We start from the raw sequence: 25,374 nt of genomic DNA, 5'->3' as shown, positions 1-25,374 counted from the left end.
TGGTGCGGGCGCGGCGCGGCGCGGCGCGGGCGGGGGCATGGCCGGAGGCGCGCCCAGCTGGCGGGGAGGCTCGTCCTGGGCCCGCGCCCCAAATCCGCTCAGCAGCGCGGCCGCCAGCACTGGTAAAAGCACGAAAGTTCTCATAGGAAGGACTACGGAAATGAACAAAGCGCCAAGGTGCGGCAAATAGCTGACTTCTGCGTCAAAAAGCGTGCGAAGTACCGATGCCGAAACGCGAACGCAAGACCGGAGGGGTAAATTCCATTGGCATTTTGCCCGATTTGGCCGCTGAGCAGGGCGCTAGTTCAGTAGCTTTTCCAGCAGGCTCAGGCTGTCGGCCAGGTCGGGGCTGGTTTCAAAATCGAGGGGCTTGAGAATGTAGCCGCTCACGCCCAGCTTTTCGGCCTCCAGCCGGTCCACGTCCATGCTGGAGGTAGTGGTGATGAAGACCGGAATGTGGTGCAAATCGATGTTGGCGCGCAGCTCGGTCAGGAATTCGATGCCGTTCATGCGGGGCATGTTCAGGTCCAGCAAAATGACTTCCGGCAGCGGCCGCAGGGGCTCCACGCCGTTGCGACCCAGCAGCAGGTCCAGCGCTTCTTCGCCGTTGAAAGCGGTATGGAGCTGGTGGGCTACGTTGAATTTGAGGAAGGATTTCTCCGCAGTCATCGTATCAAAAATATCGTCTTCGACTAGTAATACAGAACGCATATGGGGTAGTGATTAGCGGTTGGTGACTGCTGATTAGTGGGGAGTGGCGAGTAGTTGATGGTGAGCGGGTGAGGCCTTACCACCAACCGTTTATCAAGTACTGCTAACCCTAATCATTAATCATTATTAAAAAGGGGCTCATTTCGGCCAGGTAAAGATAAAGCCGGCTCCCTGGCCGGGGCTGGATTCTACCCGGATACGGCCCTGATGCTCATTAATTATTTTTTGCACGATGCTCAGACCGATGCCAGTGCTCTCGGCGGTGTGGCGGTCGCGCAGGGTCTGGAACAGCAGAAAAATCTTCTGATGATACTCTGAGGCGATGCCGGGGCCATCGTCCTGCACCCGAAACTCGTAAAACTGGCCGGCGTCGCGGGCCGTGATTTCCAGCTGACCGCCGCCGCGCTGGTGGTACTTCACGGCATTGCTGAGCAGGTTGGTAAACACTTGCTGCAGGCCCAGGCGGTCCGTCACCAGGGTGGGCATGTCGGGGCCTACGCGCAGCGTAAAATCGGGTGGGACCACCAGCTCGGCTACTTCGCCCAGCAGCTGGGCCACGTCGACCGAGGTGGCGGTTTGGGCCGTGCGGCCCACCCGCGCATAGGCCAGCAAGCCGTTTATCAGGTCTTCGAGGCGGTGCAGGCGGCCTTTCATCTGGCTCATGTAGGTGCGCAGCTGGGGTGAGAGCTCAGCCGCCAGCTCTTCCTCAATCCATTTCACGATGGTGGTGACGCCGCGCAGGGGCGCCTTGAGGTCGTGCGAGGCTACGTAGGCAAACTGGTCCAGCTCCTGGTTGCGCTTTTCCAGGGCGCTGAAGGTGGCGTCCAGGGTTTGGGTCATGCGGTTGAGGGAAGTGGCCAGGCCGCCGAGGTTGTCGGCCGCCGAATCACTGATTTTTACGGTGTAGTCGCCCTGCACCACCTGTTCGGCCAGCTGCCGGATTTGGGCAATGCGCCGGCTGACTTCCGCGTTCACGGTGGCCAACTCGTCCTGCAGGCGGCGGTTGTCTGCCAGCTCCTGCACTATTTTTATCACCAGCCACACCACAATCAGCACCCCCAGCACGGCCGAAACCAGCACAACAATGGGCGTGGCCTTCTCAAATATTTCCTGGGAAGCACTGCGCTGGGCCAGCAACGCCATTTCCCGCGTCTGGATGCGGCTGTAGAGCATCCGGACCTGGCGCAGGGTTTGGCGGTCGGTATCGAGCAGGGTTTGCATGGCCGACCGGCTGACGGAGCTATTTATCTGGGTCAATGGGCGGAGAATGCGAAACTCCTGCTCAACCAGGTAGCGCAGCGAATCAAGGCGTTGCCGTTGAATGGAATTGTCGGCGGTAAGTTCATCGAGGCGGCGCAGACTGGCCGGCAGTTGGCCGGTGGCCATGCTGTAGGGCTGCAGGTACGCCGTGTCGCCGGTGAGGAGGTAGCCGCGCACGCCCGCTTGCGCGTCCTTGAGCACCGCCGTCACATTCACTACTTCCTGCATTACCTGGTAGGTGTGCTCTACCTGTTTGGTTTGCACGCGCAGCCCACGAATGCTCCAGAACGAAGCCCCCGCCGTGAGCAGCAGAATGCCCACAGCCAATACCAGCCCGCCAAGAATTTTAGAGTCAATCTTCGATTTCATTGGGCGCGAAGGTAGTGCGCGGGCTGCGGCGCGGGTCCACGTCTGGGTTGGCCGCGGGCCTGGCGCCCGTATCTTCGCCGCCATGCCTTTTGTTCCCGCCGACCGCCTCAGTAGCCCCCAAAACCCGCGCATCAAGCAGCTGCTGAAGTTGCAGCAGAAGTCCGCCGAACGCCGCGCCCTCGGCCTCACGCTGGTGGAAGGCCTGCGTGAGCTCACCATTGCCGTGGAGGCCGGCGTGCCGGTCGCCACCATCTACTCCTGCCCCGAGCTGGCCGGCGAAACCGGTATTGCTGGGTTACAAAGTCTGTTTTCTGGCAAAATAGACGCGCCCGAGTGGTTCGAAGTGACCCGCCCCGTTTTCGAGAAAGTGGCGTACCGCGAAGGCTCCGATGGCCTGCTGGCCGTGCTCAAAACGCCAACCCGCACTCTGGCCGACCTGCGTCTGCCCGCCAACCCGCTGCTCCTCGTGCTCGAAGCCGTGGAGAAGCCCGGCAACCTCGGTGCCATCCTCCGCACCGCCGACGCCGCTCCGGTCGATGCCGTGCTCATCGGTGACGCGCGCACCGACCTCTACAATCCCAATACCATCCGCTCCAGCATCGGCTGCGTGTTCTCGGTGCCCGTTATCGCCGCGCCAATGGCCGAAATTACGGCCTTCCTGCGCGCCAAAGGCATTCGCAGCTACGCCGCTGCCCTCACGCCCACGGCGCATTCCTACCTCGACTGCGACTTCCGCCCGCCCACAGCCCTCGTGCTCGGCACCGAAGCCGACGGCCTCACGCCCGCTGCCCTCGCTGCTTGCGACGACACCATCATCATCCCCATGATGGGTCGCATCGACTCGCTCAATGTGAGCGTGGCCGGGGCCGTACTGGCTTTCGAAGCGGTGCGCCAGCGCGGGTAACCAGCTTAGCGCGCCGCGGGCGCCATCTCGCCCAGCAGCACCTTCAGGTAGGGGCGCAGGGCGGCGGCGGGTACGCTTGCCGGCAGCCGCCGGGTAGCGCGGTACTGCCGGATAACCGTGTACAGCTGCCGGCGGTTGTAGATGGTGGCTTTGATGAAGCCAAACGTGGAGACGCCCAGCAGACTGAATACCACTGGCGCCACCCACGAGTCGTAATAATACTTGCTGTAGTTGGGAGAGGCCCCGTAGGTGCGCGGGTTGGGCTCGTAGTGCCGGCCCAGCGCGGTGGCTACCGGCACCGGGTACCCGGCGTACTTCATGATAGTGAGGCCGGTTTTCCACCTTGCATAGTACAGCTGAATGACCGCGCGAGCCGTATCGTTGAACCCGTAAGCATCCTCAAAACCCCGCTCCGACAGCCGGTAGTCGCTCGTGGCCGGCTGCGCCATCATGGCTGCCGCGGCGTCCTGTCCGCGCGCTGCCGGCGCGCCCGCCAAACACAGGCCCGTGAGCGCAATAAAAACAGTAGAGTTGGCCAAGGACAGTGCTTTCGCTGAGGGGATAGAATGCAGCCCGATTTTCGGACTGTAAATAAAGGATGAAGCAGCCACTCATAGCAAGCCCTTGCCAGGGGGCTTCGCCCGGCATGGCGAGCGGCCAAGCCTAACAGCTTTGCTACCGCAGAGCGCCCGTCTTATTTGGGTGCGCAGGTTCGGCCGGGGGTTCGGCTGCCAAACGATAAATTAGCAAATCGGCGTGCTGGTACGCGAGCCGATACGGCTGCCGGATAGCCCAAACAGGCAGGGCGCTCCCACGTTTCAGCATGAGGTAATCGTACGTGCCGCTTTCGGGGCCGTCGCCCGCCAGGTGCACGGGTAGGGGTGGATGTCGCAACCCTAATCCCAGGTGCTGCAGATAGGCGTGGTAAATCTGGGCATTGGTGAATACCCGGCGAGGATGCTGCCGCTGCAACCAACGGTGGGCCCGTTCGGCCTGGGCTCGTTGCCCAAGGTTTATCTCCAGACTCTGAACTTGGCGGGGAATCCGGAAGCCCGCATAGCCGGCCACAACAATACCTGCCACTAGCTACGCCACGCGGGCCGGCAGGCGGAAGCGCCGCACCACCGCCTCAAAGAGAAAGGTGGCTAACACCAACCCGAAAAACACAGCGTAGTGCAACGTCCGGGACGGCGCAAACACCCGTTGGGCCATCAGCAGCGGCAGCGGACCCACCAGCCCCACCCAGGCCAGCGCCGCCACCGGCCAGTAGCGCCGTGGCGCCCAGTACCGGATGGCCAGCATACCGCCGCTCAGCAGCAACAGCAGCAGAGGGATAGTAACCCGCTGCTGCCCAAACAACTCTCCGGCCATGCCCCAGAGGTAGTAGGGCCCGAGCAGATTCCAGAATTCGTGGGCACTGAGTTGCGTCACGTATGGATTTGCCAGCAACGTATGCCACCCCGAAAGCAAGCCGATGGGCAAGTACAGCAGGCCCGTCAGAACCAGAACCGTGGCCCCGGCTACCAGTGCCAGGGGCACCAGGGCGCGGCGGCGTCGCTGCCACCACGCCCCACCCACCAACCCGGCCCCTAGGCTCAAGAACGGGTAGATGAAGGTAGGAATCAGGTAAAAACCCAGCAAGCTACTCGTAACCGCTATTGCCCAGGCCAGCCGGTGGTAGGCCGGGCCGCGCAGCAGCACCGCCACCGCCAGAAAAAGCGCGTACACGCAGGCTGCCTGCAAACCGTAGCCCCGCGCCGCAATGGTGTAGTCTATGCTTAGCGGCACCAACTGAAGACAGCAGACCGAAAACGTAGCCGCCCGGAACGAAGTGAGGCGAGCCAGAACCGCATACACCAGCCCCGTGCCGATGATGCCGAACACGAACGAGGGAAGCCGCACCAGCAGTTCCGGGTCGGCGGTTGCCGGGGCCAGCCGCAGCAGCACGGCTCCCAGCACATTATACAGCACGTGGTTGTTGGGAAGCTGATAAAAGCCTGCTGTTAGCCGGGCGCCGTGCCGCGCGAAGTAGTCGAGGCTCACCATCTCGTCGGGGTCGAAGGACGTGTGCCGTAAAAACCAATACCGCGTGCCCACCACGAGCAGCAGCACCAGTCCGGCCGTGCACTGCTCTGCCCGCGCCAGCCTCCGCCAACCCCTGTCCACGGCCCGAAAGGCCCGGCCGGCGTCCCGGGCCAGGCGGCGTGTTTCCTGCCGTCCGCCCCCGCGTGCCAGCGCAATCAGCGCCATAATTGAGCCCCCCAACGCAAGGCCAATAACGCCCCGCAAGGTGGCATAGCGCGCCGCCGTGTGCGCCAGCCCTGGGAGCGTGTAGGGCAGGGTGGCCGGCCTAATCTGCGCGGTAGCAACTATCAGCTCAGCCCGCACCGTCTCATACGCAGTGAAGCCGTAAAGCACGCCCAGATACCCCGCAACTACGAAAGCTGCGGCCGATGCGAAGAGCAGTAAAAACCGCATAAAATTGGTTGGACAACCAGGTGAATCAACGAAAATCAGCCGGCGGGTACCAGCAAGGTATTGCTGCCGTAATCGCCCTGCCAATCCTTCCAGCAGCACGTCAAGCTGTTAATAAACCACCAGCTCAAAGCCCAACTCTATGGCCAGACGCCGGGTGTGCTCCACCTGGTCTTCCGCCACCACGCTCAGGGGGTACGAGTCGCTGTCCAGCGTGAAAAGCACCAGGGCCAGACCTTTCGTTTCCAGGGTGTCCTGCAGCAAGTCCAGCGCCTCCGGGCCCTGGCGCTGGCCGCCCGCCAACGTGCCGGTCGGCAGCACAAAGCCGCGTTTCTGCGTCGCAAGTATCTCGTTCAGGCCTTCCGCTATTTCGGTAGCGGTTTCCTTCCAATCATTTTCCCACAGCAAATCCTCGCTCATCAGCGCATCGATGAGCGCCAGGTCGCGCAGCTCCTGCTCGGGTAGCGCTGCTTCTATGCCGCGCTCGGCCAGTTCTTCGGCATAGTGCTCCTGGTACGCCGCTGGCATTTGCAACGCCAGCGCCAGCCGCTCGCTCACGCGCTGGGTGGCCTCCGCATCATTCAGGGTGAAAAGCTGCACAAAGCGGCTCAGATTCTCTTGGCTCATAGAAAATAAAAGTAGCGTTCAACCAAAGAAAAAGGGCGCGACCAAAGCCGCGCCCTCTTCCAAAAAATAATCAGTGTAATCACGGCTAATCCGTGAAAATCAACGATTTAGTCAGCCTGCTTGGCGTAGCGAAGCCGCTCGTTCTCGTCGAGAAGAATCTTGCGCATCCGAATCGACTTTGGCGTCACCTCCAGGTATTCATCCTTTTGGATGTATTCCATGGCTTCTTCCAGCGAAAACTGGCGCTTGGGGGTGATTTTGGCGTTGTCGTCGGTGCCCGAAGCACGCATGTTGGTCAGCTTCTTGCCTTTCTGGATGTTCACCGTCAGGTCGTTGGGGCGGGTGTGCTCGCCGATAACCTGGCCGCCGTACACTTCCTCGCCCGGGTCCACGAAGAACGAGCCCCGGTCCTGCAGCTTGTCGATGGTGTAAGCGGTGCCGGCGCCGGTTTCCAGCGAAATCAGCGAACCAGCAATCCGACCCGGAATCGGACCTTTGTGCTCCTCATAGTCCATGAAACGGTGGTTCATGATGGCCTCACCGCCGGTGGCAGTCAGCACGTTGTTACGCAGGCCAATCAGGCCGCGCGACGGAATCGTGAACTCCAGATGCTGCAAGTCGCCCTTGGGCTCCATGATGGTCATTTCGCCTTTGCGCATGCTCACCAGCTCGATTACTTTGCCGGCCGATTCCTCGGGCACGTCCACCACGAGTAGCTCGATGGGCTCGGTGCGCTTGCCGTTATCGTCTTCCTTGAACAACACCTGGGGCTGGCCCACCTGCAGCTCGTAGCCTTCGCGACGCATCGTTTCGATGAGTACCGACAAGTGCAGAATACCGCGGCCGAACACGAGGAAGGTATCCTCTTTGTCGGTGGCCTCCACGCGCAGGGCTAGATTCTTCTCAGTTTCTTTAAACAGACGGTCACGCAGGTGACGCGAGGTCACAAACTTGCCCTCCTTACCGAAGAACGGCGAGTTGTTGATGGTGAACAGCATGTTCATCGTCGGCTCGTCGATGCTGATGCGCTCCAGCTGCTCGGGGTTGTCGTTGTCGGCGAGGGTGTCGCCAATGTCGAAGCCTTCGATGCCCGAAACGGCGCAGATTTCGCCGCTGCTCACTTCCGAAACCTTGTTGCGGCCGAGGCCTTCAAAGACGTGCAGCTCGCGAATTTTTACTTTCTTGACGCTGCCGTCGGCCTTCATCAGGCTCATGTTCGAGCCTTCTTTCAGCGTGCCGCGGTGCACGCGGCCAATGGCGATACGGCCCACGAACGACGAGTAGTCGAGCGAGGTAATCTGCATCTGGGGCGTGCCGTCCAGGGTCGGCGCGGGGGGAATCGACGAGATAACCGCGTCGAGCAACGGAATCAGGTTGTCGGTTTTTACTTTCCAGTCGGTGCTCATCCAGCCCTGCTTCGAGGAACCGTACAAGGTCACGAAATCAAGCTGGTCTTCCGAGGCGCCGAGGTTAAACATAAGGTCGAAAACCTGCTCGTGCACCTCGTCGGGGCGGCAGTTTTCCTTGTCCACTTTGTTCACCACCACAATGGGCTTCAGGCCCAGGGCAATGGCTTTGCCCAGCACGAAGCGGGTCTGCGGCATGGCACCTTCAAAGGCATCCACGAGCAGCAGCACGCCGTCGGCCAGCTTCAACACGCGCTCTACCTCACCACCGAAGTCGGCGTGACCAGGGGTGTCGATGATGTTGATTTTGGTGCCGTTGTAGCGTACCGATACGTTTTTGGAAACGATGGTAATGCCACGCTCGCGCTCCAAGGGGTTGTCGTCGAGAATCAGGTCGTCGAAGTGCTGGTGCGCGTCGAAAATCTTGGATGCGTGGATAATCTTATCCACCAGAGTAGTCTTGCCGTGGTCAACGTGAGCGATGATGGCAATGTTACGAATATTGTTGGCCATATGGGTTGTTTTTGCGGGTGCAAAGGTACGGATAAAATGGCGTAAAGCCTTGGCTTACTAAACGCTTGCCCAGGGCCCCGCCGAAGCCGGGGCCGCGTGGCCCGTTGGGCGGCCAAGCGTGTCGCCCTAAATCATTTAGCCCAGGCGTAAGGTTCCCGCCCCTTTTTCGTCTGCCTGGCCGACCGAACCCTGGTGCTCCCTCGTATGTTGAACCCTTGAACCTCACCCCATCCCTTGACCATGCGTTTCCCCCTTTTATTTTTAGCAATATCGGCACTCACCTTCAACTCGGCCTGCTCGCAGAAGCGTGATGTGGCTGCGAACACTGCCCCGCCCGCCCGCACCGTATCGGACAAAACCTATTTTCAGCCCAAACCGGTGACCGGCAAGCCCAATGAGTTTCCGGTGCAGAAAACGGAGGCTGAATGGAAAAAGGCGCTTACGCCCGACCAGTATTACATCCTCCGCGAGCAAGGCACCGAGCGCCCTTTCACCGGTAAATACCACGATAACCACGCTGAGGGCAGCTATTACTGCGCCGCCGATGGCAACCTGCTGTTCTTTTCCGACACTAAGTTTGAATCCGGCACCGGCTGGCCCAGCTTTTTCGCGCCCGCCACGGCCACCAGCCTAAAAGTAGCATCGGACGATACCTTCGGCATGAGCCGCGACGAAATTGTGTGCGCCAAGTGTGGCGGCCACCTCGGCCACGTGTTCAACGACGGCCCCAAACCCACCGGACAGCGCTACTGCATGGACGGCAACGCACTGGTATTTGAGAAGAAAAAATAAAAGCCGCGCGCTTTTTCAAAACACGATTTGTTAGTGCCCCCCGACAATCCACGTCGGGGGGCATTTTCGTTGGTAGGGTGCTGATTTTGGCTACTTGCGTCAAGGCCGAATTAGCAGTTCAACTGTTAAACCAGTAATACATTAAAAAAAAGTCATTCATGGAAGTTACGCTCGACCCCATCGACTACCTGCAGCAGGAAGTAGCCGAAACCCGCCAACTTTTACTTAACAACGACCTTTACCACCGGCTTCACACCATCTCCGACCTGCGGACGTTTATGGAGCACCACGTGTTTGCCGTCTGGGATTTTATGTCGCTGCTCAAGGCGTTGCAGCGCGAACTCACGTGCGTGCAAGTGCCGTGGGTACCTACGGCTAATGCGGCCACGCGGCGCCTCATCAATGAAATCGTGCTGGAAGAAGAGTCTGACGTGGACCCCCAAGGGCAGCCCACCAGCCACTTTGAGCTCTACGTGCGGGCCATGGAAGAGTGCGGCGCCGACACCGGCCCCATCCGTCGGCTGGTGGCCGCCGTGCAGGCCGGCAGCAGCGTGACGCAGGCCCTGGATGCAGCGCAAGTGCCGGATTCTGTGCGGCAATTCGTTGAAACCACCTTTGGCATCATCCGGAGCGGCCAGCCGCACCTCGTAGCGGCTGCGTTCACCTTTGGCCGCGAAGATTTGATTCCGGCCATGTTTCGCCAGCTGGTGGGCGACCTGCGCGACCGGTTTCCGGGCCAGCTCGACACGTTTACGTACTACCTCGACCGGCACATTCAGCTCGACGAAGAAGTGCACGCCCCCCTGGCCCAGCAAATGGTGCGCGAGCTGTGCGTCCACAACCCCGATGCGTGGGCGGAATGCAAGCAAACAACCATTCAATGCCTCGAATCCCGCGTGGCGCTGTGGAATGGTATTCCCACGGGCAAAGTCCATCACTCAGTGGCGTAATTCCGCCAACCGCAAGCCCCTGTCTGCCGTTTGAAGAAGGCCGCCATTGTGGGCGGCCTTTTTCCATAACAGGCCATGAACATTGCTTTTACTTGCCGCAGGCAGCTGGGTTTCGTCCTGGCGCTGGGGCTGCTGGCCAGTTGCACGGCCACCGAACAAACCGCCGAACGGGCCACGCCCTCCGCTGTGCCCACCGAAGTCCGGACCGACGCCGACCGTCGGGCTATCTACAACAGCAACGGCACGGGCGCCAATTCCGCCGTTCCCGATGCCACGCCCAACCGGGTGCGTCTCGGCGAGCAGGCGGCCGACATCAACCGCCAAAAGCGCATTGAAAACGTCAATTCCAACGACCCCAACAACACTGCTCCGGCCACGCGCATTCAGCGGCTGAACTATGACGCGCCCGTGAATACGTTGCCCCCGCCGCCACCGCGCCCTTAGTGGAAACCGGCCAGCCGGCTGCCTGCAATAGCAGCAAAAAGCCCGCCCCAAATTAATGGGGCGGGCTTTTTGCTGTTAGCGGGAGCGGCAAAAAAACTACGCGCCTACTTCGCCGGTATTGGCGCTATCGGCCGAGTCTACCGCGTCGGTAGCGGGTTCTGAGGCAGCCACGGCGCGGGGCTTGGGACCACGGCGGGCGCCGGTAGCGGGCGTGCCAGGCTTGGGGCCACGGCGCGTTGCGGGGGCCGCATCGGCAGCGGCTTTAGGGCCGCGACGGGCACCGGCTGCCTTGGCCGTAGTGGTGGGCTTGCGGCCACGGGTTTTGGGGGCGTCAGCCGTGGCATCCTCATCGGTAGAGGCGGTGGCGCGGGCTTTACGGGGGGTGCCGTCCTTGTTCAGGGTTTGTCCTTTTCTGGTGCTACGAGCTGCCGGGCTGGCCGCGGCCTCGGGGGCCGGCTCGGTAACATCGGTACCGGTGCCGCCCGCTACGGAGTCGTAATGGCGCACGATGGTGTGCAAGGCTTGCTCAAACATGCGCTCCGTGTCGCCATCGAGGCGGCGGGTGGCTTCTTTTACTACTTCTTTCAGCTTGGCTTTCGTTTCTTTGCGAATGCGAGTCACCACTTCGTTCATGCGCTTGTTAAGCTCCTTTTGCAGTTGCTTAGCAGCCGTTTTAAGCGTTTTCTTCTGCGAGGCCTTGTTATCGGCGCGGTCGTCGTTCAGGAGAGTGGCGGCCCGGCCAGCTTTTTTCGCTGATTTACGAACCGACTTTTCTTCGGGCGTAGCTTTTGCGCGTTTTTCCGTCTTTTTCGGAGAAGCAGGTTTTTTCATTAGAAAAAATGGTTAGTGAAGGGTTTGAGGTGAAGTACTACTCCTGTTTCAAAGAGAAATATTAATTCATTAGGCTCAAATATAAAATGAATTAAGTGTCAAACGGTTCGCTTCGTTTTTTTGTTGATACCCATTCGCTTTTTATTCTGTTTTTCTCTTGCGCTTCGGGCAAATTACAGCGTAATATTTTCTTAATTGTTTCGAAAAACAGAAAGTGGTTTTCTGTTTTATTTCTTGATTTTTCATGTCGCTTCTTCCTAAACGTTACACAGTTACCGCTGCTTTGCCTTATGCCAATGGTCCGGTTCACATCGGGCATTTAGCCGGGGTATACTTGCCTGCGGATATTTACGTCCGCTACCTGCGCTCCGCTGGGCGCGATGTAAAATTTATCTGCGGCTCCGACGAACACGGCGTTCCCATTACCATCCGGGCTCAGAAAGAAGGCGTCACCCCGCAGCAGGTCGTTGATAAATACCATGCGCTGATTCGCGACTCGTTTCAGGATTTCAATGTGTCGTTCGATGTGTATTCGCGCACTTCCTCGGCCACGCACGCGGAGGTTTCCAGTGCGTTTTTCACCAAGTTGAACAACGCGGGACAGTTCATTGAACAAACTACGCAGCAATATTTCGACGAGCAGGCCCAGCAGTTTCTGGCCGACCGCTACATTGTGGGTACCTGCCCCAATTGCGGCAACGAAAATGCCTACGGCGACCAGTGCGAGCGGTGCGGCACCTCGCTCAGTCCCACCGAATTAATTAGTCCGCGCAGCATGCTGAGCGGAGCGCACCCCATTTTGCGCGACACCAAGCACTGGTTTCTGCCGCTCGACCAATACGAGCCCTGGCTGCGCGAATGGATAATAGAAGGCCACAAAAACGACTGGAAAACCAACGTGTACGGCCAGTGCAAATCCTGGATTGACCAAGGACTGCACCCGCGCGCCGTCACGCGCGACCTCGATTGGGGCGTGCCCGTACCGGTGCCCGGCGCCGAAGGCAAAGTGCTCTACGTGTGGTTTGATGCGCCTATTGGCTACATCTCGGCCACCAAAGAAGCCTTTCCGGAGGAATGGGAATTGTATTGGAAAGACGAGGGCTCCAAACTCGTGCATTTCATCGGCAAGGACAACATCGTTTTCCACTGCATTATTTTCCCCGTGATGCTGAAAGCACACGGCGAATTTATTCTGCCGGACAACGTGCCCGCCAATGAATTCCTGAACCTCGAGGGCGATAAAATCAGCACCTCGCGCAATTGGGCCGTGTGGCTGCACGAATATTTGCAGGACTTCCCCGGTCAGGCCGATGTGCTGCGCTATGTGCTGTGCGCCAATGCGCCCGAAAACAAAGACAATGATTTTACCTGGAAAGATTTTCAGGCGCGCAACAATAACGAGTTGGTGGCGACGCTGGGTAATTTTGTGAACCGCGCGGCCGTGCTCACGCACAAATTTTTCGAAGGCAAAGTGCCCGCCCTCGGCGAATTAACGGCCATCGATGAGGATGCTTTTGCGCAGCTCGCGGTATTCCCCGCTAAAATCGGTGAGTTAATAGAAAACTATCGGTTCCGCGATGCGCTGGCCGAAGTGTTGAACCTGGCGCGTCTGGGCAATAAATACCTGGCCGAAACCCAGCCTTGGCACCTCATTAAAACCGACGTGGCGCGCACCGGCACTGTGCTGCACGTGGCGTTGCAAATAGCCGCCGCGCTGGCGCCGCTGCTAGAGCCGTTCCTGCCCGAATCGGCTCAGAAGCTGGCCACCATGCTCAACATTGACTTGGGTAACTGGGCCAGTGCCGGCCGTGCCGATGCACTACCAGCTGGGCACCAGCTGCGCGAAGCTGCGCTGCTATTTGGTAAAATTGAAGACGCCACTGTGGAAGCTCAGGTGCAAAAACTGCTCGATACAAAAAAGGAAAACCAGCTAGCCAATACGCCCGTCGCGCCCGCCAAAGCCGATGTATCGTTCGATGAATTCGGGCAAATGGATTTGCGCGTGGGCACCATCGTCGCCGCCGAAAAAGTAGCCAAAACCAAAAAGCTCCTCAAACTCACCATGGACCTCGGCCTGGAGCAGCGCACCATTGTGAGCGGTATCGCCGAGCATTTCAACCCCGAAGCCCTGATTGGGCAACAGGTGCAAGTGCTGCTCAACCTGGCGCCACGCGAAATCAAAGGCATCCAAAGCCAAGGCATGCTCCTGATGGCCGAAAACGCCGATGGCAGCCTCGCCCTCATGCAGCCCAGCAAGGCCGTGCGCAACGGCAGCGGCGTCGTGTAGGGGATTCTAAAAAAGTCACAGTATACGTCATGCTGATGAGCACGGGCAACTTCCCGATTAGCTGTCTAAAACAGAAGCCCCCGATTCATTAGCGAATCGGGGGCTTCTGTTTTATGACACAACGCCAGGTGAATGGGAATGCCTACTTCACATTCACCACGTTCATGGCCCGTTCCAAACCCATCGCACCAAAGGCTAATATCGCATCAGCAGATTTTTCAATCCGCGTCGGCAGTTCAATCAATTCGTCTGCCGAGAATGGATTCAATACGTAATCTACCTGCCGGCCCTTGGGGAAATTAGCGTCCACGCCAAAGCGCAGCCGGGCGTACACGTCGGTGTTCAGGGTGGCCTGAACGTCCTTCAGGCCATTGTGGCCGCCGGCGGAGCCCTGGCCTTTGAGGCGCAATTTGCCGAAGGGCAGGGCCAGGTCGTCGGTCACCACAATCATGTTTTCCACGGAGATTTTGAGTGTAGCCAGCCAATGGGCGGCGGCCTTGCCGCTCAGGTTCATGTAGGTGGTGGGTTTCACCAGCGTGTAGGCGTGGCCTTTGTGCTTGAATTCGGTGACGAAGGCGTGGCGGCCAATTTCGAAACGCGGCGCGTCAAATTTGGCGGCCAGATAATCGGCCACCATAAACCCGATGTTGTGCCGGGTGTCGGCATATTCGGGGCCAATGTTGCCCAGGCAGAGAACCAGAAACTTCATAAATCACGGTTTTTTCGGATGACACACGGATTTTTCGGATTTTGTGCGCGCCCGCGCGGGGCGGCAACGAATGCTTCAACCAGTCTTTACCAATAAAGAATAAAGAGCCGCCCCAACTAATTGGAGCGGCTCTTCGAAGGCAGCAATTAACCAGCTACAAAATCTGATTAATCCAGCTATAATCCGAAAAATCCGTGATTATTACTTGCTGGCGGCCAGTTCGCCTTTCAGCGCACGTGGGATGGTGATGGTGGCGATGGGTGCCTCCTTGCTGGTCAGGATGGTGTAGTCTTTGGCTTCTACAGCACCTACCTTAATGGATTTGCCCAGCTCCATGCCGCTGATGTTCACTTCCACATAGTCGGGGAGGTTGTCCATCGTGGCACGCACGCGCACTTTGCGCAGCTTGCTCACCAGCTTGCCACCGGCCAGTACGCCGGGCGAAACACCGATGTATTTCACGGGGATGTCCATTTTCACCTCTTTGCCTTCTTCCAATTCCAGGAAGTCAACGTGGAGGAGCATTTCGTTCACGGGGTGAAACTGGGAGTCCTGTACAATGGCTTTGTACATGGTGCCTTCCACGTTCAGGTCCACAATGTGAGCCTCCGGCGTGTACAACAATTCGCGGAACAGGATAGCGGGCACGGAGAAGTGCACGGTGTCCTTGCCGCCATATAATACGCACGGTACCTGAGCGTCCAAGCGCAAGGCCTTGGAGTCAGTTTTACCGAGATTCGCTCTTTTAAACCCTACAATCTCGAGGCTTTTCATAAAAAGTGGTTTTTGTGGTGATTTCCGCATCGGCACCTTTGCCGAAACGGGCCGCAAAGGTACCGATTGTGCTCGTGAAAACCTAGGGCTGAGGTTGCTTGAACGCTATGGTGGTGAAAAAGTGCTTCATGTCTTCAGCTGTCTCTGCTTCTTGCGGCAACTGAGTAGAGCAGCGGAAAATGTACAAGGACGAGCCAACAATAACCCACGTGAGTTCCATGCTGGCGTCTGTCTGATGGAAGGCATCGAAACCGCTATATACCTGATGCTCCGCCCGGCCATTGGGAGCGCTGGGCAACGTTACGGAATAACTGGATTGCAGCTTGGGACGGGTAAATAGCTTGTCGGGTAGTTTCATTACCTGCGCTAAGACCTTTTTGGTGTCCATCACCATCCACTCGCCGGGCATAAGGGGCTGGTCTAGCTTTGGTGTGATAATGAGAACATCGAAATTGTTGTCGGAAACAGGAGTGCGGTACATAACCACTCCCTCAGCCGCCAACTCCTCGTTGATACTGCCACTGTAAGGCATGCTAACCGAGGCCACGGAGTCGAGCCGAGTGACCGGCCATGAGCTGGACGATTGGGCTTGCGCGTTGCCTAGTGCAAAAATCAGGACGCCGACGATTAAGGTAAGCCCGCAACCAAAGGATGGCATCAGAGAAAGTAGATAGTAAAGATGGTTTTCGCCAGTATCCGACTCAGCCGGCGCCAGCTTTACACAAACAGCGAGCTGATGCTTTCGTGCGTCACCACGTTGCGGATGGCCTGCGCAAAGAGCGGGGCGAGCGTGATGACGTGGATTTTCTCGTTTTCCTGGTGTTGCGGAATGGTGTCGGTCGTAATCAGCTCGGTGAGCACGCTGTTGCGGATGCGCTCGTGGGCCGGGCCGCTCAGCAGTGGGTGCGTTACCACGGCGCGCACCGATTTGGCGCCGCGCTCCATCACCAACTCGGCGGCTTTGCAGATGGTGCCGGCGGTGTCCACCATGTCGTCCACAAACACCACGTCCATGCCCTTCACGTCGCCAATCACCTGCATGGAGGCAATTTCGTTGGCCCGCAGGCGCATCTTGTCGCAGACCACGATTTCGGCCCCGAATTTTTTGGCGAAGGCGCGGGTGCGCACCACGCCGCCCACGTCGGGCGAAGCAAAAATCAGGTTTTCGAGGTTGAGCGACTTGATGTAGGGCGCCAACACGGTGGCCCCGTCGAGGTGGTCGACCGGAACGTCGAAGAAGCCCTGAATCTGGCCGGCGTGCAGGTCGCAGGTCATCACGCGGTCGGTGCCCACGCTCTGAATAATGTTGGCCACCACCTTGGCCCCAATGCTCACGCGCGGCTTGTCTTTGCGGTCCTGGCGGGCGTAGCCCATATAAGGCATCACAATGTTGACCCGGTGGGCCGAGGCGCGCTTGCAGGCGTCCACCATCAGCATGAGCTCCATGAGGTGGTCGGAGGGCGGGAAGGTGCTTTGGATGAGGAATACCTCACAGCCGCGTACGCTCTCGTCGAAGCTGGGCCCCATCTCGGTGTCGGCGAAGCGCTGCAGGGTGAGGGCGCCGAGGGGCGTGCCGTAGGCGGCAGCAATATTTTCGGCGAGGGCGCGCGACGCGCTGCCGGCGAATATTTTGACCTGTTTCATTGGGGAAGGTGCTGATTTTGTGCGGCAAGCGTTAGCTTGCCGAAGGTTGATGAACTGCTTGATGGCCTGGCGCAGCAAGCGAAAGCTTCCCGTGCCGGGCAAATTGGAAAAAGCGAAAGGCGCTGACCACTCCGGAAATTTGGAGAAGCCAGCGCCTTGCGTTTACTCGAGCTTTGTCGTTGTCCGACCAGGGCTCGAACCTGGACTTTCTTGAATCAAAATCAAGCGTGTTGCCAGTTACACCATCGGACAGTTTCCCATTGGGCTACGTGCCGTTTGGGAGTGCAAATGTACTACGGGAAAAATTCGAGGCAAGGATTTTGTGAAATATTTTTGCAAGAAAATTGCGCCGACCACCTGTCAAAAGCCTCGAAATCGGCTTTTCTGCCTGATTTTCACAAGGTAATGTTGCTCAGGGCTGTTTAAACGCAGGCCGGGTGCCGAAATGGGTGCGGGTTGGAAAAGCCGCGCTTCTGCCGTAATTTTGCGGCCTGAAAAACGCATCATCTTTCTTATAAATACACCTCAATGGCGAATACCGGCAAAATCACCCAGGTCATCGGCCCCGTAGTGGACGTGAGCTTCGCGGGCGAGAACACGAAGCTGCCCAACATCCTCGACGCGCTCGAAGTCACCAAAGACAACGGCCAGGTGGTCGTACTGGAGTGCCAGCAGCACTTGGGCGAGGACCGGGTTCGGACCATCGCCATGGACTCGACCGAGGGTCTGACCCGTGGCGCCATTGTGCGCGACCTGGGCGCCCCCATGTCGATGCCCACCGGCGAAGGCGTGAAAGGCCGCCTGTTCAACGTAATTGGACAGGCCATCGACGGCATTCCCCAGCCCAAGTCGGATGGCCCGCTGCCCATTCACCGCCTGCCCCCGGCGTTTGAGGACCTGGCCACGTCGTCGGAAATCCTCTATACCGGCATCAAGGTAATTGACTTGCTGGCTCCCTACGTGAAGGGCGGTAAAATTGGTCTCTTCGGCGGTGCCGGTGTGGGCAAAACCGTACTCATCATGGAATTGGTGAACAACGTAGCCAAGGCTTACGAAGGCCTGTCGGTGTTTGCCGGTGTGGGTGAGCGTACCCGCGAGGGCAACGACTTGCTGCGCGAATTCATCGAATCCAACATCATTCTCTACGGCGAAGAGTTCAAGCACTCGATGGAAGCCGGTGGCTGGGACTTGTCGAAAGTAGACGAGAAAGAGCTGCTCAAGTCGCAGGCTACGCTGGTGTTCGGCCAGATGAACGAGCCTCCCGGAGCCCGCGCCCGCGTGGCCCTGTCGGGCCTGACCATTGCCGAAAGCTTCCGCGATGGCGACGGCACCGGTGCCGGCCGCGACATCCTGTTCTTTATCGATAACATCTTCCGCTTCACGCAGGCGGGTTCGGAAGTATCGGCTCTGCTGGGCCGGATGCCTTCGGCCGTAGGTTACCAGCCCACGCTGGCTACCGAAATGGGTGCCATGCAGGAGCGCATCACCTCCACCAAGCGCGGTTCCATCACCTCGGTGCAGGCCGTGTACGTGCCTGCCGACGACTTGACGGACCCGGCTCCGGCCAACACGTTTGCCCACTTGGACGCCACCACGGTACTGAGCCGCAAAATTGCGGAGCTGGGCATTTACCCCGCCGTGGACCCGCTGGACTCCACCTCGCGCATTCTCTCGGCCGACGTGCTGGGCGCTGAGCACTACGACACCGCCCAGCGCGTGAAGGAGATTCTGCAGCGCTACAAAGAATTGCAGGACATCATCGCCATTCTGGGCATGGACGAGCTGTCGGAAGAAGACAAGCAGGTAGTGAACCGCGCCCGTCGGGTGCAGCGCTTCCTGTCGCAGCCCTTCTTCGTGGCCGAGCAGTTCACCGGCCTGCAGGGCGTGCTCGTTGACATCAAGGACACCATCAAAGGCTTCAACGAAATCATCGACGGCAAATACGACCACCTCCCCGAGGCGGCCTTCAACCTGGTGGGCACCATTGAGGATGCCATGGCGAAAGGCGAGAAGCTGATTGCTGAAGCCCGATAAGTGGTAAGCGGAACGTCATGCTGAGCTTGCCGAAGCATCTCTACCGCCATACTAAAATAGATTAGTTGCGCGGTAGAGATGCTTCGGCAAGCTCAGCATGACGTTCTTTATTAGCCTGACATTTTATAAAAACATGCATTTAGAAATCATCACCCCCGACCGCAAGGTATTCGAAGGCGAAGTGACGTCGGCCCAGTTTCCGGGTGCCGATGGCTTGTTTGAAGTGCTGAACAACCACGCCCCGATGATTGCCGCCTTGAAGGCCGGTAACGTTACCCTGACCGGCGCGGCCGGCCGCGAGGCCATACGCATCGAGGGCGGCGTGGTGGAAGTACTGCGCAACAACGTGATAGTGCTGGCCGAGGGCGTTGTGGCGTAACTGCCAGCGAACCCCGGCTACGCTGCGCGATTGCGATTTATGTTTTAAAAAGCCGTTCTTGCCTGGCAGGAACGGCTTTTTGCGTTGTAGCCCCACGGCGATGCCCTCAGGTGGTGGGCCGGGACTTTGTTAATCTTTTGCCATGCACCGACCTCCCAAACCCTTCGCATACGTCGAAAATATCTACACGCCCCGGCAGCGCTACGTGCTGCTGGTGCTCTCCATTGTGAGCCTGGCCGGGCTGATGGTGGTGGGGCTGGCGCAGTACCTGACGGCGTTTTTGGCGGCGGGTATTCTGTTTGTGGTGTTCCGGCCGTGGTGGGTGGCGCTGGTGCACCGCCGCAAATGGAACCACCGCTTGGTTACCATTGGCATTCTGCTGGTGACGGTGGTGGTGCTGGTGGTGCCTTTCTACGCCCTGAGCTCCCTGCTGCTGGAGCGACTCGTGACGTTTGCCCGGCACCCCGAGCGCATCCTGGACGCGCTGCACAAGGTGGAGGCGGCCACGGGCTTCACCATCACGGAGCAGCTGAACGTGCGGCAAATACTGCTGCAGGGCGCCGCCAAGGTGAGCAGCTGGGTGCCCACGCTGGCCAGCAGCGCCCTCAATTTTCTGGTGGTGGTGGGGCTGATGCTGTTCACGATGTACTACCTGTTTATGCAGGAAACGTACTTTATGCTGGGCCTGCACCGGTACCTGCCGTTCCGGAACGAGACGCTGGAGGAGCTGGGCGAGTCGTTGAGAAACAACGTGAACGCTAACGTGCTGGGGCAGGTGCTGGTGGCTATGGTGCAAAGCGTATTGACCGGGCTCACGCTTTTGATTTTTGGCGTGCCTGACCCGGTGTTCTGGGGAGTGGTGGCGTTTTTTATGGCGTTTTTGCCGGTGCTGGGTACGCCGCTAGTGTGGGGGCCGGCGGCGCTGTATCAGTTTTCGCAAGGGCAGAACGGGCAGGCGCTTGGCATTCTGCTGGTGGGCTTTATCGTGATTATTAACGTGGACAACCTGCTGCGCATCATGCTGGCGAAGCGTATGGGCGATATTCACCCCCTGGTGACGCTGGTGGGGCTGGTGCTGGGCGTGGAGATGTTCGGGCTGATTGGGCTGGTTATTGGGCCGCTGCTGGTGTCCTACTTTCTGGTATTGATGGAGGTATTCCGGCGCGAAAATCGGCGGGCGATGGAAGAGAAAACCAGCTAGTGGCGAAGCCGGATGCCGTTGCCGACCTTTGCCGCACCTATTCCCACTCGCTGCCTGTATGAACCCAACGGCTATCCATCCCAAAATCACCCCAATTTACCAAACGTCCGTTTTCAAGTTCGACGACCTGGATGCGGTGCAGCAATACTTCGACGAGCCCGGCAGCCGCTACCTGTACTCGCGCAACGGCAACCCCAACTCCGACGAGCTGGCCGCGGCCGTGAACCATTGGGAAGGTGGCGCCGGTGCGCTGGCCACGGGCTCGGGCATGGCCGCCATTTTCGCGGCCCTGATGACGTATTGCCAAGCCGGCGACCACGTGCTGTGCGCCGCCGACATCTACGGCGGCTCGGCAGCCCTGCTCAACCTGGAGCTGTCGCGGCTGGGCATAGGCGTGAGCTACGTGCCGTTTGAGGAGCTATATGACCTCAAGTCCCACGTGCAGGCCAGCACCAAGCTGCTGCTGTGCGAAACGATGAGCAACCCGCTGCTGCGCGTGGTGGACCTGCGCGCCATTGCCGAGGAGTGCCACCGGCACGGTGTGAAGCTGGTGGTGGACAACACCTTTGCCACGCCCGTGATTACCAAGCCGCTGGCGCACGGCGCCGATTTGGTGCTGCACAGCGTGACTAAATATTTGGCCGGCCATTCCGACGTGACGGCCGGGGCCGTGGTAGCCCGCACGCCCGAAGACGCCGCGCGGCTGCGCCAAATCGGCACCGTATTCGGCCTTACGCTGAGCCCCATGGAAAGCTGGCTGAGTGTACGCGGCCTGAAAACCCTGCGGCTGCGCGTGGCCGCGCACAGCCACAACGCCCAGCAAGTGGCGGAGTTTCTGGAGGTGCATCCGGCCGTGGAGGCGGTGTATTACCCCGGCCTACCCACGCACCCGCAGCACGAGCTGGCCGCCGGGCAGGGCCACGGCCTGTTTGGTGGCATGCTCTCGATGCGCCTGCCCGACGATGCCGCGGTGGTGAACCGCTTTATGCAGCGGAGCCAGCGGTTTCCGTTTGCGCCCTCGCTGGCAGGCGTGGACTCGTCGTGCTCGCATCCGCTCTATACCTCGCACCGGGCGCTGACGGATGCGCAGCGGCAGGAGTTGGGTATTACCGTGGGGCTGGTGCGGCTGAGCGTGGGCATTGAGCCGGTGGAGGAGCTGCTGGCGGATTTGGCACACGCGCTGGCCTAGCCTGGATAAACAAGGCCGCTATTGCGGGTACGCTGCGTAAATAGGGACCGTCAGATGCGGCCCAAAACTTTGGCCCGATTGGGCCGGTTGGCGTGTACATATATATTCCCGTCTTCCATGCGCCGCCAGCCCCAAACCCTCCACTTCGACCCTAAGCTCAGCTTAAACGCCGACAAAAAACACGTGCGCGATGGGCTCTCGACCACCTTGCGCACCGGTGACAACCTGTGGCTAACCTGCGATGAGCGCACGACAGTGGAACGGCTGCGGCGCACCGGGAGCAATGAATTCGGCGCGCATTTTTCTTACAAGCTAACCGATTTCCTGGACCTGCCGGGTGGGGTCGATGTGGAAGTCGATATCGAAGGCATTGGAGAAGCCGGGCACTACCTCTGGCTGCTGGGCTCGCACGGCCTCAAGCGCAAGCAGCCCGATGCCGACGACGCCAACGTAGCCAAGCAAATTAAAAAGCTGGCGAAAACCGTATCCGACGCCAACCGCTACCTGCTGGCCCGCATTCCGCTGCTGCTGAACCGAGAAACAGGCGACTACGAGCTGCACAAATCCGCGCCGCACCCCACCGAAAAGGACCAAACGCTGACCGCCGCTCAACTGCACGGCACCGGTAAAACCAACGAGCTGATGGACCTGCTGGCCCACGACCCGCACCTGAAACACTTCGCTAAGATTCCGGGCAAAGACAACGGGCTCGACATTGAAGGACTGGCCGTGAGCAGGCAGGGGCAGCTGTTTGTAGGCTTGCGCGGGCCCGTGCTCCGTGGCTGGGCGCTGGTGCTGGAGCTGCGCCCCGAAGAGGACAAGCACGGCCGCCTGCGCCTGGGCAAAGTGGAGGGCGCCACCGAAACCTACTACAAAAAGCATTTCCTGGACCTGGGCGGCATGGGCGTGCGCGAGTTGCGCCTGCGCGGCCGCGACATGCTGCTGCTGGCCGGCCCCACCATGGACCTCGACGGCACCATTGCCGTCTACCGCTGGTCCAACGCCACGCACCAAGCCACCGACAGCCTTGTGCCGAGCAAAAAGCTGCAACGCATCTTCGACGTGCCGCACGGCCACGGCCCCACCGCCGGCCAGGATAAGGCCGAAGGCATGGGCCTGCTCGACGACCAGCACGTGCTCATCGTGTTCGACAGCCCCACGGACGCCCGCAAAACGGGCGCCAACCAGGTAATAGCCGATTCCTACCGCCTGCCCGACTGAGCCGGCAACTAACGACTGGAATTTAGAAACACTCGGCCAGGGCCCCGGCCACGCGGCGCAGCTCCGTATCGGTCATGGCAGTGCCGCTGGGCAGGCACAGGCCGCGGGCAAACAAATCGGCGCAGACCGCGCCGCCGTACATGGGCGCCGCCTGGAACAGGGGTTGTAAGTGCAGGGGCTTCCAGAGCGGGCGGCTTTCGATGTTGTGCGTTTCGAGCTGCAGGCGCACGGTTTCGGGGGTGACGGCGGGCTGGGGTGGGGCGGCCGGGTCGGGAGCGTTCAGGAGGATGGTGGTGAGCCAGCGGTTGGAGCGGCTGCTAGTGGGCTCGGGGGCCAGGGCCACGGTGAGGCCCGGCAGGTGCGCCAGGTGCTCCCGGTACCAGGCAAATATTTCGCGGCGGCGCTTCACCCGCTCGTCCAGCAGGCCCATCTGGCCGCGGCCGATGCCCGCCAGCACGTTGCTCAGGCGGTAGTTGTAGCCAACTTCGGAGTGCTGGTAGTGGGGCGCGTCGTCCTTGGCTTGTGTGGCGAGAAAACGGGTTTTATGAGCCAGCGCGGCATCGGTGGTAACCAGGGCGCCGCCGCCGCTGGTGGTCAGGATTTTATTGCCATTGAAGGAAAACACGCCGACTTTGCCAAAGCTGCCCAGCGGCTGCTTGTTGAAGGTAGACCCCAGGGCTTCGGCTGCGTCTTCGAGCACGGGCAGCCCAAACTCCGCCGCGATGGCCATGATTTCGGTGAGCTTGGCGGGCATGCCGTAGAGGTGCACCAGCAGCAGGGCTTTAAGCTTTTTGCCTCGGGCCAGGCGGTCCACAATGGCTTCGCGCAGGCGCTCGGGGCAGATGTTCCATGTTTCGGCTTCGCTGTCGACAAATACGGGGGTGGCGCCGAGGTACAAAATGGGGTTGGCCGTGGCCACGAACGTGAACGAGGGGCACAGCACCTCATCGCCGGGGCCCACGCCCAGCAAAATCAGCCCCAGGTGAATGGCCGCCGTGCCCGACGACAGCGCCACGCAATGCGCCGCGCCGGTTGCCGCGCAGATGTCGTCCTCAAAACCTTTCAGGTTTGGCCCGGCCGGCGCTACCCAGTTGTCCTCAATCGCCTTGTGCACATAGTTAATCTCGTGGCGGCCTAAGTGGGGCGGCGAGAGAAACAGGCGGTCGTGGTCTTGGCTATGCATTTGGGGAATTAAAAATTGAGAATTAGGAATTAAAAATGAGCCGTTACCAGCGCCTAAGCCGCGCATGGTTTTTAATTTTTAATTCTCAATTTTTAATTCCTTCGCCGGTACGCCCACGGCCGTTACGTTGGCGGGCAGGTCGCGCACGGCTACGGCGCCGGCACCCAAAATAGTGTGCTCGCCGATGCTGATATGTTGAATAACCGTAGCGTTGGTGCCCAGGTACGCCCCCGCCCCCAGCCGGGCCGCGCCGCTCAGGTTGGCGTGCGGCATGAGGGACGAAAAATCCCCCAGCACGGCATCGTGGCCGATTGTGCAGCCGAGATTCAGCAGCACGAAGCGGCCCAGGGTGATGTCGCAGGTCAGGATGCAGCCTTGCTGAATGATGCTGCCCTCGCCCACTGCAATGCGCTGCTGCGGAGCCAGAGCGACTTTTGGGTGCACCAGCACCGGAAACGACAGCTGCGCGGAGGTGAGCCGCGCCACCACCGCGGCGCGACTGGCCGGACTGCCCACGGCCACGGCCACGGCCAGCGGTTCGGGGGTGGCGTTCAGGTCGGCGCTAGTGCCTAGGTAGGGGAGGCCCGCCACGGTGGCAGTGGTCGGCGCGTGGTCGTCGTAGAAGCCGCGCACGTTCCAGGCCGCGGGAGCGGTGGCGGCATTGAGCTGCTGGATAAGCAGCAGCACCTCGCGCCCCAGGCCGCCCGCGCCAAAAATCACGAGCGGAATACCGGACGGAGCTTCTTCGTATTCGGAGAAAAATAACTGGGTCATGGCGTAATCTACGGGGAAAGCGGAGGGGGAGGGGTGCCCCGAAAGGCCAGCGTGGTGACTTGCCCCGGGGCCGTGATGCCGCTGCCGCGCAGCACGCGCCCGGCGGTGCGCCACAAGATGTTCATATCCAGTCGCCAGGATACGTTTTCTGTGTACCAGACGTCGTAAGCGAATTTTTCTTCCCAGGAAATGGCGTTGCGCCCGTTTACCTGGGCCCAGCCCGTGAGGCCGGGGCGCACGTCGTGGCGGCGGGCCTGGGCAGGGGAGTACAGCGGCAAATACTCGGGCAGCAGCGGGCGTGGGCCCACCAGGCTCAAGTCGCCACGCAGGATGTTCCAGAGCTGGGGCAGCTCGTCGAGCGAGGTGGCGCGCAGCCAGCGGCCCAGGGCGGGCAGGCGTGCGGCGTCGGGCAGGAGGCGCCCGTCGGTATCGCGCCCGTCGGTCATCGTTTGGATTTTGTAGAGCGTGAACAGGCGGCCGTGCCAGCCCGGCCGAACCTGCCGAAACAGCACCCGGCCGCGGTTTTGCCCGGCCGCCAGCGCGGCCGCCCCGGCCAGCAACGGCAGCGCGAGCACCAGCAGCGGCAGGGCCAGGGCCACGTCGAGCAGGCGCTTGCCGTGGCGAACGTAAAAAGAATGGGGAGCGGGCACGGCACAAAAGTACCTTTGCGGCGCAGGCTTTGGCTTGCGCCCTGCTC

24 protein-coding genes and 1 tRNA gene are annotated in these 25,374 nt (G+C 60.0%); 10 read left to right on the top strand and 15 right to left on the bottom strand.

Annotation, left to right across the window (positions count from 1 at the left end):
• Positions 1 to 300 precede the first annotated feature (300 nt).
• On the bottom strand, positions 301 to 711 hold the full coding sequence (locus GM79_RS12415) for a response regulator (protein ID WP_035564279.1): 411 nt from the start codon (positions 709 to 711) through the stop codon (positions 301 to 303).
• Between the two features lie 138 nt (positions 712 to 849).
• A complete protein-coding gene (locus GM79_RS23085; RefSeq protein ID WP_051718839.1) occupies positions 850 to 2,340 on the bottom strand; it encodes a sensor histidine kinase in 1,491 nt (496 codons plus the stop codon).
• 82 nt (positions 2,341 to 2,422) lie between these two features.
• Between GM79_RS23085 and GM79_RS12405 the strand changes: the two genes are divergently transcribed.
• Positions 2,423 to 3,244, top strand: coding sequence for a TrmH family RNA methyltransferase (locus tag GM79_RS12405; RefSeq protein ID WP_035564277.1), 822 nt, complete (start codon positions 2,423 to 2,425; stop codon positions 3,242 to 3,244).
• Between the two features lie 5 nt (positions 3,245 to 3,249).
• Here the strand turns inward: GM79_RS12405 and GM79_RS12400 are convergent, their stop codons facing one another.
• The 4 genes from GM79_RS12400 to typA all read right to left on the bottom strand — a co-directional run bounded on the left by GM79_RS12400 (position 3,250) and on the right by typA (position 8,265).
• Complete coding sequence (locus tag GM79_RS12400; protein ID WP_152559977.1) at positions 3,250 to 3,783, bottom strand: hypothetical protein; 534 nt, start codon at positions 3,781 to 3,783, stop codon at positions 3,250 to 3,252.
• Positions 3,784 to 4,330: 547 nt separating this feature from the next.
• Complete coding sequence (locus tag GM79_RS12390; RefSeq protein ID WP_035564270.1) at positions 4,331 to 5,722, bottom strand: hypothetical protein; 1,392 nt, start codon at positions 5,720 to 5,722, stop codon at positions 4,331 to 4,333.
• Positions 5,723 to 5,830: 108 nt separating this feature from the next.
• Positions 5,831 to 6,346 carry a hypothetical protein gene (locus tag GM79_RS23080; protein WP_051718838.1) on the bottom strand — a complete coding sequence of 172 codons (516 nt, stop codon included), beginning with the start codon at positions 6,344 to 6,346 and terminating at the stop codon, positions 5,831 to 5,833.
• Between the two features lie 107 nt (positions 6,347 to 6,453).
• Complete coding sequence (gene typA / locus GM79_RS12380; RefSeq protein WP_035564268.1) at positions 6,454 to 8,265, bottom strand: translational GTPase TypA; 1,812 nt, start codon at positions 8,263 to 8,265, stop codon at positions 6,454 to 6,456.
• Between the two features lie 240 nt (positions 8,266 to 8,505).
• Between typA and msrB the strand changes: the two genes are divergently transcribed.
• The 3 genes from msrB to GM79_RS12365 all read left to right on the top strand — a co-directional run bounded on the left by msrB (position 8,506) and on the right by GM79_RS12365 (position 10,451).
• A complete protein-coding gene (gene msrB, locus GM79_RS12375) occupies positions 8,506 to 9,057 on the top strand; it encodes a peptide-methionine (R)-S-oxide reductase MsrB (RefSeq protein ID WP_035564266.1) in 552 nt (183 codons plus the stop codon).
• 158 nt (positions 9,058 to 9,215) lie between these two features.
• Entirely contained in the window at positions 9,216 to 10,007 is a 792-nt protein-coding gene (locus tag GM79_RS12370; RefSeq protein WP_035564264.1) for a DUF3050 domain-containing protein, read from the top strand.
• Between the two features lie 75 nt (positions 10,008 to 10,082).
• A complete protein-coding gene (locus tag GM79_RS12365) occupies positions 10,083 to 10,451 on the top strand; it encodes a hypothetical protein (RefSeq protein WP_035564262.1) in 369 nt (122 codons plus the stop codon).
• 96 nt (positions 10,452 to 10,547) lie between these two features.
• Here GM79_RS12365 and GM79_RS12360 read toward each other — a convergent pair whose 3' ends face one another.
• Positions 10,548 to 11,282, bottom strand: a complete 735-nt coding sequence (locus tag GM79_RS12360; RefSeq protein ID WP_035564260.1) for a hypothetical protein — start codon at positions 11,280 to 11,282, stop codon at positions 10,548 to 10,550.
• Between the two features lie 244 nt (positions 11,283 to 11,526).
• Here GM79_RS12360 and metG point away from each other — a divergent pair, with 244 nt between their 5' ends.
• The gene (gene metG, locus GM79_RS12355) at positions 11,527 to 13,569 is read left to right on the top strand and encodes a methionine--tRNA ligase (protein WP_035564259.1); all 2,043 of its coding nucleotides are present in this window, start codon (positions 11,527 to 11,529) and stop codon (positions 13,567 to 13,569) included.
• A 142-nt stretch (positions 13,570 to 13,711) separates the two neighbouring features.
• Here metG and pth read toward each other — a convergent pair whose 3' ends face one another.
• From pth to GM79_RS12330, 5 genes are all read right to left on the bottom strand, one after another.
• Positions 13,712 to 14,278 carry an aminoacyl-tRNA hydrolase gene (gene pth, locus GM79_RS12350; RefSeq protein ID WP_035564257.1) on the bottom strand — a complete coding sequence of 189 codons (567 nt, stop codon included), beginning with the start codon at positions 14,276 to 14,278 and terminating at the stop codon, positions 13,712 to 13,714.
• 201 nt (positions 14,279 to 14,479) lie between these two features.
• On the bottom strand, positions 14,480 to 15,052 hold the full coding sequence (locus GM79_RS12345; protein WP_035564254.1) for a 50S ribosomal protein L25/general stress protein Ctc: 573 nt from the start codon (positions 15,050 to 15,052) through the stop codon (positions 14,480 to 14,482).
• Between the two features lie 82 nt (positions 15,053 to 15,134).
• On the bottom strand, positions 15,135 to 15,710 hold the full coding sequence (locus tag GM79_RS12340; protein WP_035564253.1) for a hypothetical protein: 576 nt from the start codon (positions 15,708 to 15,710) through the stop codon (positions 15,135 to 15,137).
• Positions 15,711 to 15,769: 59 nt separating this feature from the next.
• On the bottom strand, positions 15,770 to 16,696 hold the full coding sequence (locus tag GM79_RS12335) for a ribose-phosphate pyrophosphokinase (RefSeq protein WP_035564252.1): 927 nt from the start codon (positions 16,694 to 16,696) through the stop codon (positions 15,770 to 15,772).
• Positions 16,697 to 16,875: 179 nt separating this feature from the next.
• Positions 16,876 to 16,948: transfer RNA gene (locus GM79_RS12330), tRNA-Gln, on the bottom strand.
• 276 nt (positions 16,949 to 17,224) lie between these two features.
• Here GM79_RS12330 and atpD point away from each other — a divergent pair.
• From atpD to GM79_RS12305, 5 genes are all read left to right on the top strand, one after another.
• Positions 17,225 to 18,730, top strand: coding sequence for a F0F1 ATP synthase subunit beta (atpD, locus tag GM79_RS12325; RefSeq protein WP_035564250.1), 1,506 nt, complete (start codon positions 17,225 to 17,227; stop codon positions 18,728 to 18,730).
• A gap of 133 nt (positions 18,731 to 18,863) precedes the next feature.
• A complete protein-coding gene (gene atpC, locus GM79_RS12320) occupies positions 18,864 to 19,109 on the top strand; it encodes an ATP synthase F1 subunit epsilon (RefSeq protein ID WP_035564318.1) in 246 nt (81 codons plus the stop codon).
• A 142-nt stretch (positions 19,110 to 19,251) separates the two neighbouring features.
• Positions 19,252 to 20,310 carry an AI-2E family transporter gene (locus GM79_RS12315; protein ID WP_035564249.1) on the top strand — a complete coding sequence of 353 codons (1,059 nt, stop codon included), beginning with the start codon at positions 19,252 to 19,254 and terminating at the stop codon, positions 20,308 to 20,310.
• Between the two features lie 58 nt (positions 20,311 to 20,368).
• Positions 20,369 to 21,499, top strand: coding sequence for a trans-sulfuration enzyme family protein (locus tag GM79_RS12310; RefSeq protein ID WP_035564248.1), 1,131 nt, complete (start codon positions 20,369 to 20,371; stop codon positions 21,497 to 21,499).
• A 117-nt stretch (positions 21,500 to 21,616) separates the two neighbouring features.
• Positions 21,617 to 22,720: a DUF3616 domain-containing protein gene (locus GM79_RS12305; RefSeq protein WP_035564247.1), complete on the top strand. Its 1,104-nt coding sequence runs from the start codon at positions 21,617 to 21,619 to the stop codon at positions 22,718 to 22,720.
• A 22-nt stretch (positions 22,721 to 22,742) separates the two neighbouring features.
• Here the strand turns inward: GM79_RS12305 and GM79_RS12300 are convergent, their stop codons facing one another.
• The 3 genes from GM79_RS12300 to GM79_RS12290 all read right to left on the bottom strand — a co-directional run bounded on the left by GM79_RS12300 (position 22,743) and on the right by GM79_RS12290 (position 25,327).
• Entirely contained in the window at positions 22,743 to 23,903 is a 1,161-nt protein-coding gene (locus GM79_RS12300) for a DegT/DnrJ/EryC1/StrS family aminotransferase (RefSeq protein ID WP_035564245.1), read from the bottom strand.
• A gap of 78 nt (positions 23,904 to 23,981) precedes the next feature.
• Positions 23,982 to 24,677 (bottom strand): acetyltransferase, encoded by a 696-nt coding sequence (locus tag GM79_RS12295; protein WP_051718837.1) that lies wholly within the window; start codon positions 24,675 to 24,677, stop codon positions 23,982 to 23,984.
• Positions 24,678 to 24,685: 8 nt separating this feature from the next.
• Positions 24,686 to 25,327: a sugar transferase gene (locus tag GM79_RS12290; protein WP_051718836.1), complete on the bottom strand. Its 642-nt coding sequence runs from the start codon at positions 25,325 to 25,327 to the stop codon at positions 24,686 to 24,688.
• Positions 25,328 to 25,374 lie beyond the last annotated feature (47 nt).

It is taken from the genome of Hymenobacter sp. IS2118, from assembly GCF_000715495.1.
Classification (GTDB): Bacteria; Bacteroidota; Bacteroidia; order Cytophagales; family Hymenobacteraceae; genus Hymenobacter.
The sequence above is the reverse complement of the archived record's forward strand: the minus strand, read 5'-3'. Positions and strand labels throughout refer to the sequence as shown.

Excerpts from the sequence above, each read along its gene's own strand:
- GM79_RS12365 (WP_035564262.1), top strand. The coding sequence starts at position 10,083 with ATGAACATTGCTTTTACTTGCCGCAGGCAGCTGGGTTTCGTCCTGGCG.
- GM79_RS12305 (WP_035564247.1), top strand. The coding sequence starts at position 21,617 with ATGCGCCGCCAGCCCCAAACCCTCCACTTCGACCCTAAGCTCAGCTTA.
- GM79_RS12295 (WP_051718837.1), bottom strand. The coding sequence starts at position 24,677 with ATGACCCAGTTATTTTTCTCCGAATACGAAGAAGCTCCGTCCGGTATT.
- GM79_RS12335 (WP_035564252.1), bottom strand. The coding sequence starts at position 16,696 with ATGAAACAGGTCAAAATATTCGCCGGCAGCGCGTCGCGCGCCCTCGCC.
- GM79_RS12360 (WP_035564260.1), bottom strand. The coding sequence starts at position 11,282 with ATGAAAAAACCTGCTTCTCCGAAAAAGACGGAAAAACGCGCAAAAGCT.
- GM79_RS12415 (WP_035564279.1), bottom strand. The coding sequence starts at position 711 with ATGCGTTCTGTATTACTAGTCGAAGACGATATTTTTGATACGATGACT.
- GM79_RS12310 (WP_035564248.1), top strand. The coding sequence starts at position 20,369 with ATGAACCCAACGGCTATCCATCCCAAAATCACCCCAATTTACCAAACG.
- atpC (WP_035564318.1), top strand. The coding sequence starts at position 18,864 with ATGCATTTAGAAATCATCACCCCCGACCGCAAGGTATTCGAAGGCGAA.
- GM79_RS12405 (WP_035564277.1), top strand. The coding sequence starts at position 2,423 with ATGCCTTTTGTTCCCGCCGACCGCCTCAGTAGCCCCCAAAACCCGCGC.
- metG (WP_035564259.1), top strand. The coding sequence starts at position 11,527 with ATGTCGCTTCTTCCTAAACGTTACACAGTTACCGCTGCTTTGCCTTAT.
- GM79_RS12345 (WP_035564254.1), bottom strand. The coding sequence starts at position 15,052 with ATGAAAAGCCTCGAGATTGTAGGGTTTAAAAGAGCGAATCTCGGTAAA.
- atpD (WP_035564250.1), top strand. The coding sequence starts at position 17,225 with ATGGCGAATACCGGCAAAATCACCCAGGTCATCGGCCCCGTAGTGGAC.
- GM79_RS23085 (WP_051718839.1), bottom strand. The coding sequence starts at position 2,340 with ATGAAATCGAAGATTGACTCTAAAATTCTTGGCGGGCTGGTATTGGCT.
- typA (WP_035564268.1), bottom strand. The coding sequence starts at position 8,265 with ATGGCCAACAATATTCGTAACATTGCCATCATCGCTCACGTTGACCAC.
- msrB (WP_035564266.1), top strand. The coding sequence starts at position 8,506 with ATGCGTTTCCCCCTTTTATTTTTAGCAATATCGGCACTCACCTTCAAC.
- GM79_RS12340 (WP_035564253.1), bottom strand. The coding sequence starts at position 15,710 with ATGCCATCCTTTGGTTGCGGGCTTACCTTAATCGTCGGCGTCCTGATT.
- GM79_RS12300 (WP_035564245.1), bottom strand. The coding sequence starts at position 23,903 with ATGCATAGCCAAGACCACGACCGCCTGTTTCTCTCGCCGCCCCACTTA.
- GM79_RS12390 (WP_035564270.1), bottom strand. The coding sequence starts at position 5,722 with ATGCGGTTTTTACTGCTCTTCGCATCGGCCGCAGCTTTCGTAGTTGCG.
- GM79_RS12315 (WP_035564249.1), top strand. The coding sequence starts at position 19,252 with ATGCACCGACCTCCCAAACCCTTCGCATACGTCGAAAATATCTACACG.
- pth (WP_035564257.1), bottom strand. The coding sequence starts at position 14,278 with ATGAAGTTTCTGGTTCTCTGCCTGGGCAACATTGGCCCCGAATATGCC.
- GM79_RS12370 (WP_035564264.1), top strand. The coding sequence starts at position 9,216 with ATGGAAGTTACGCTCGACCCCATCGACTACCTGCAGCAGGAAGTAGCC.
- GM79_RS23080 (WP_051718838.1), bottom strand. The coding sequence starts at position 6,346 with ATGAGCCAAGAGAATCTGAGCCGCTTTGTGCAGCTTTTCACCCTGAAT.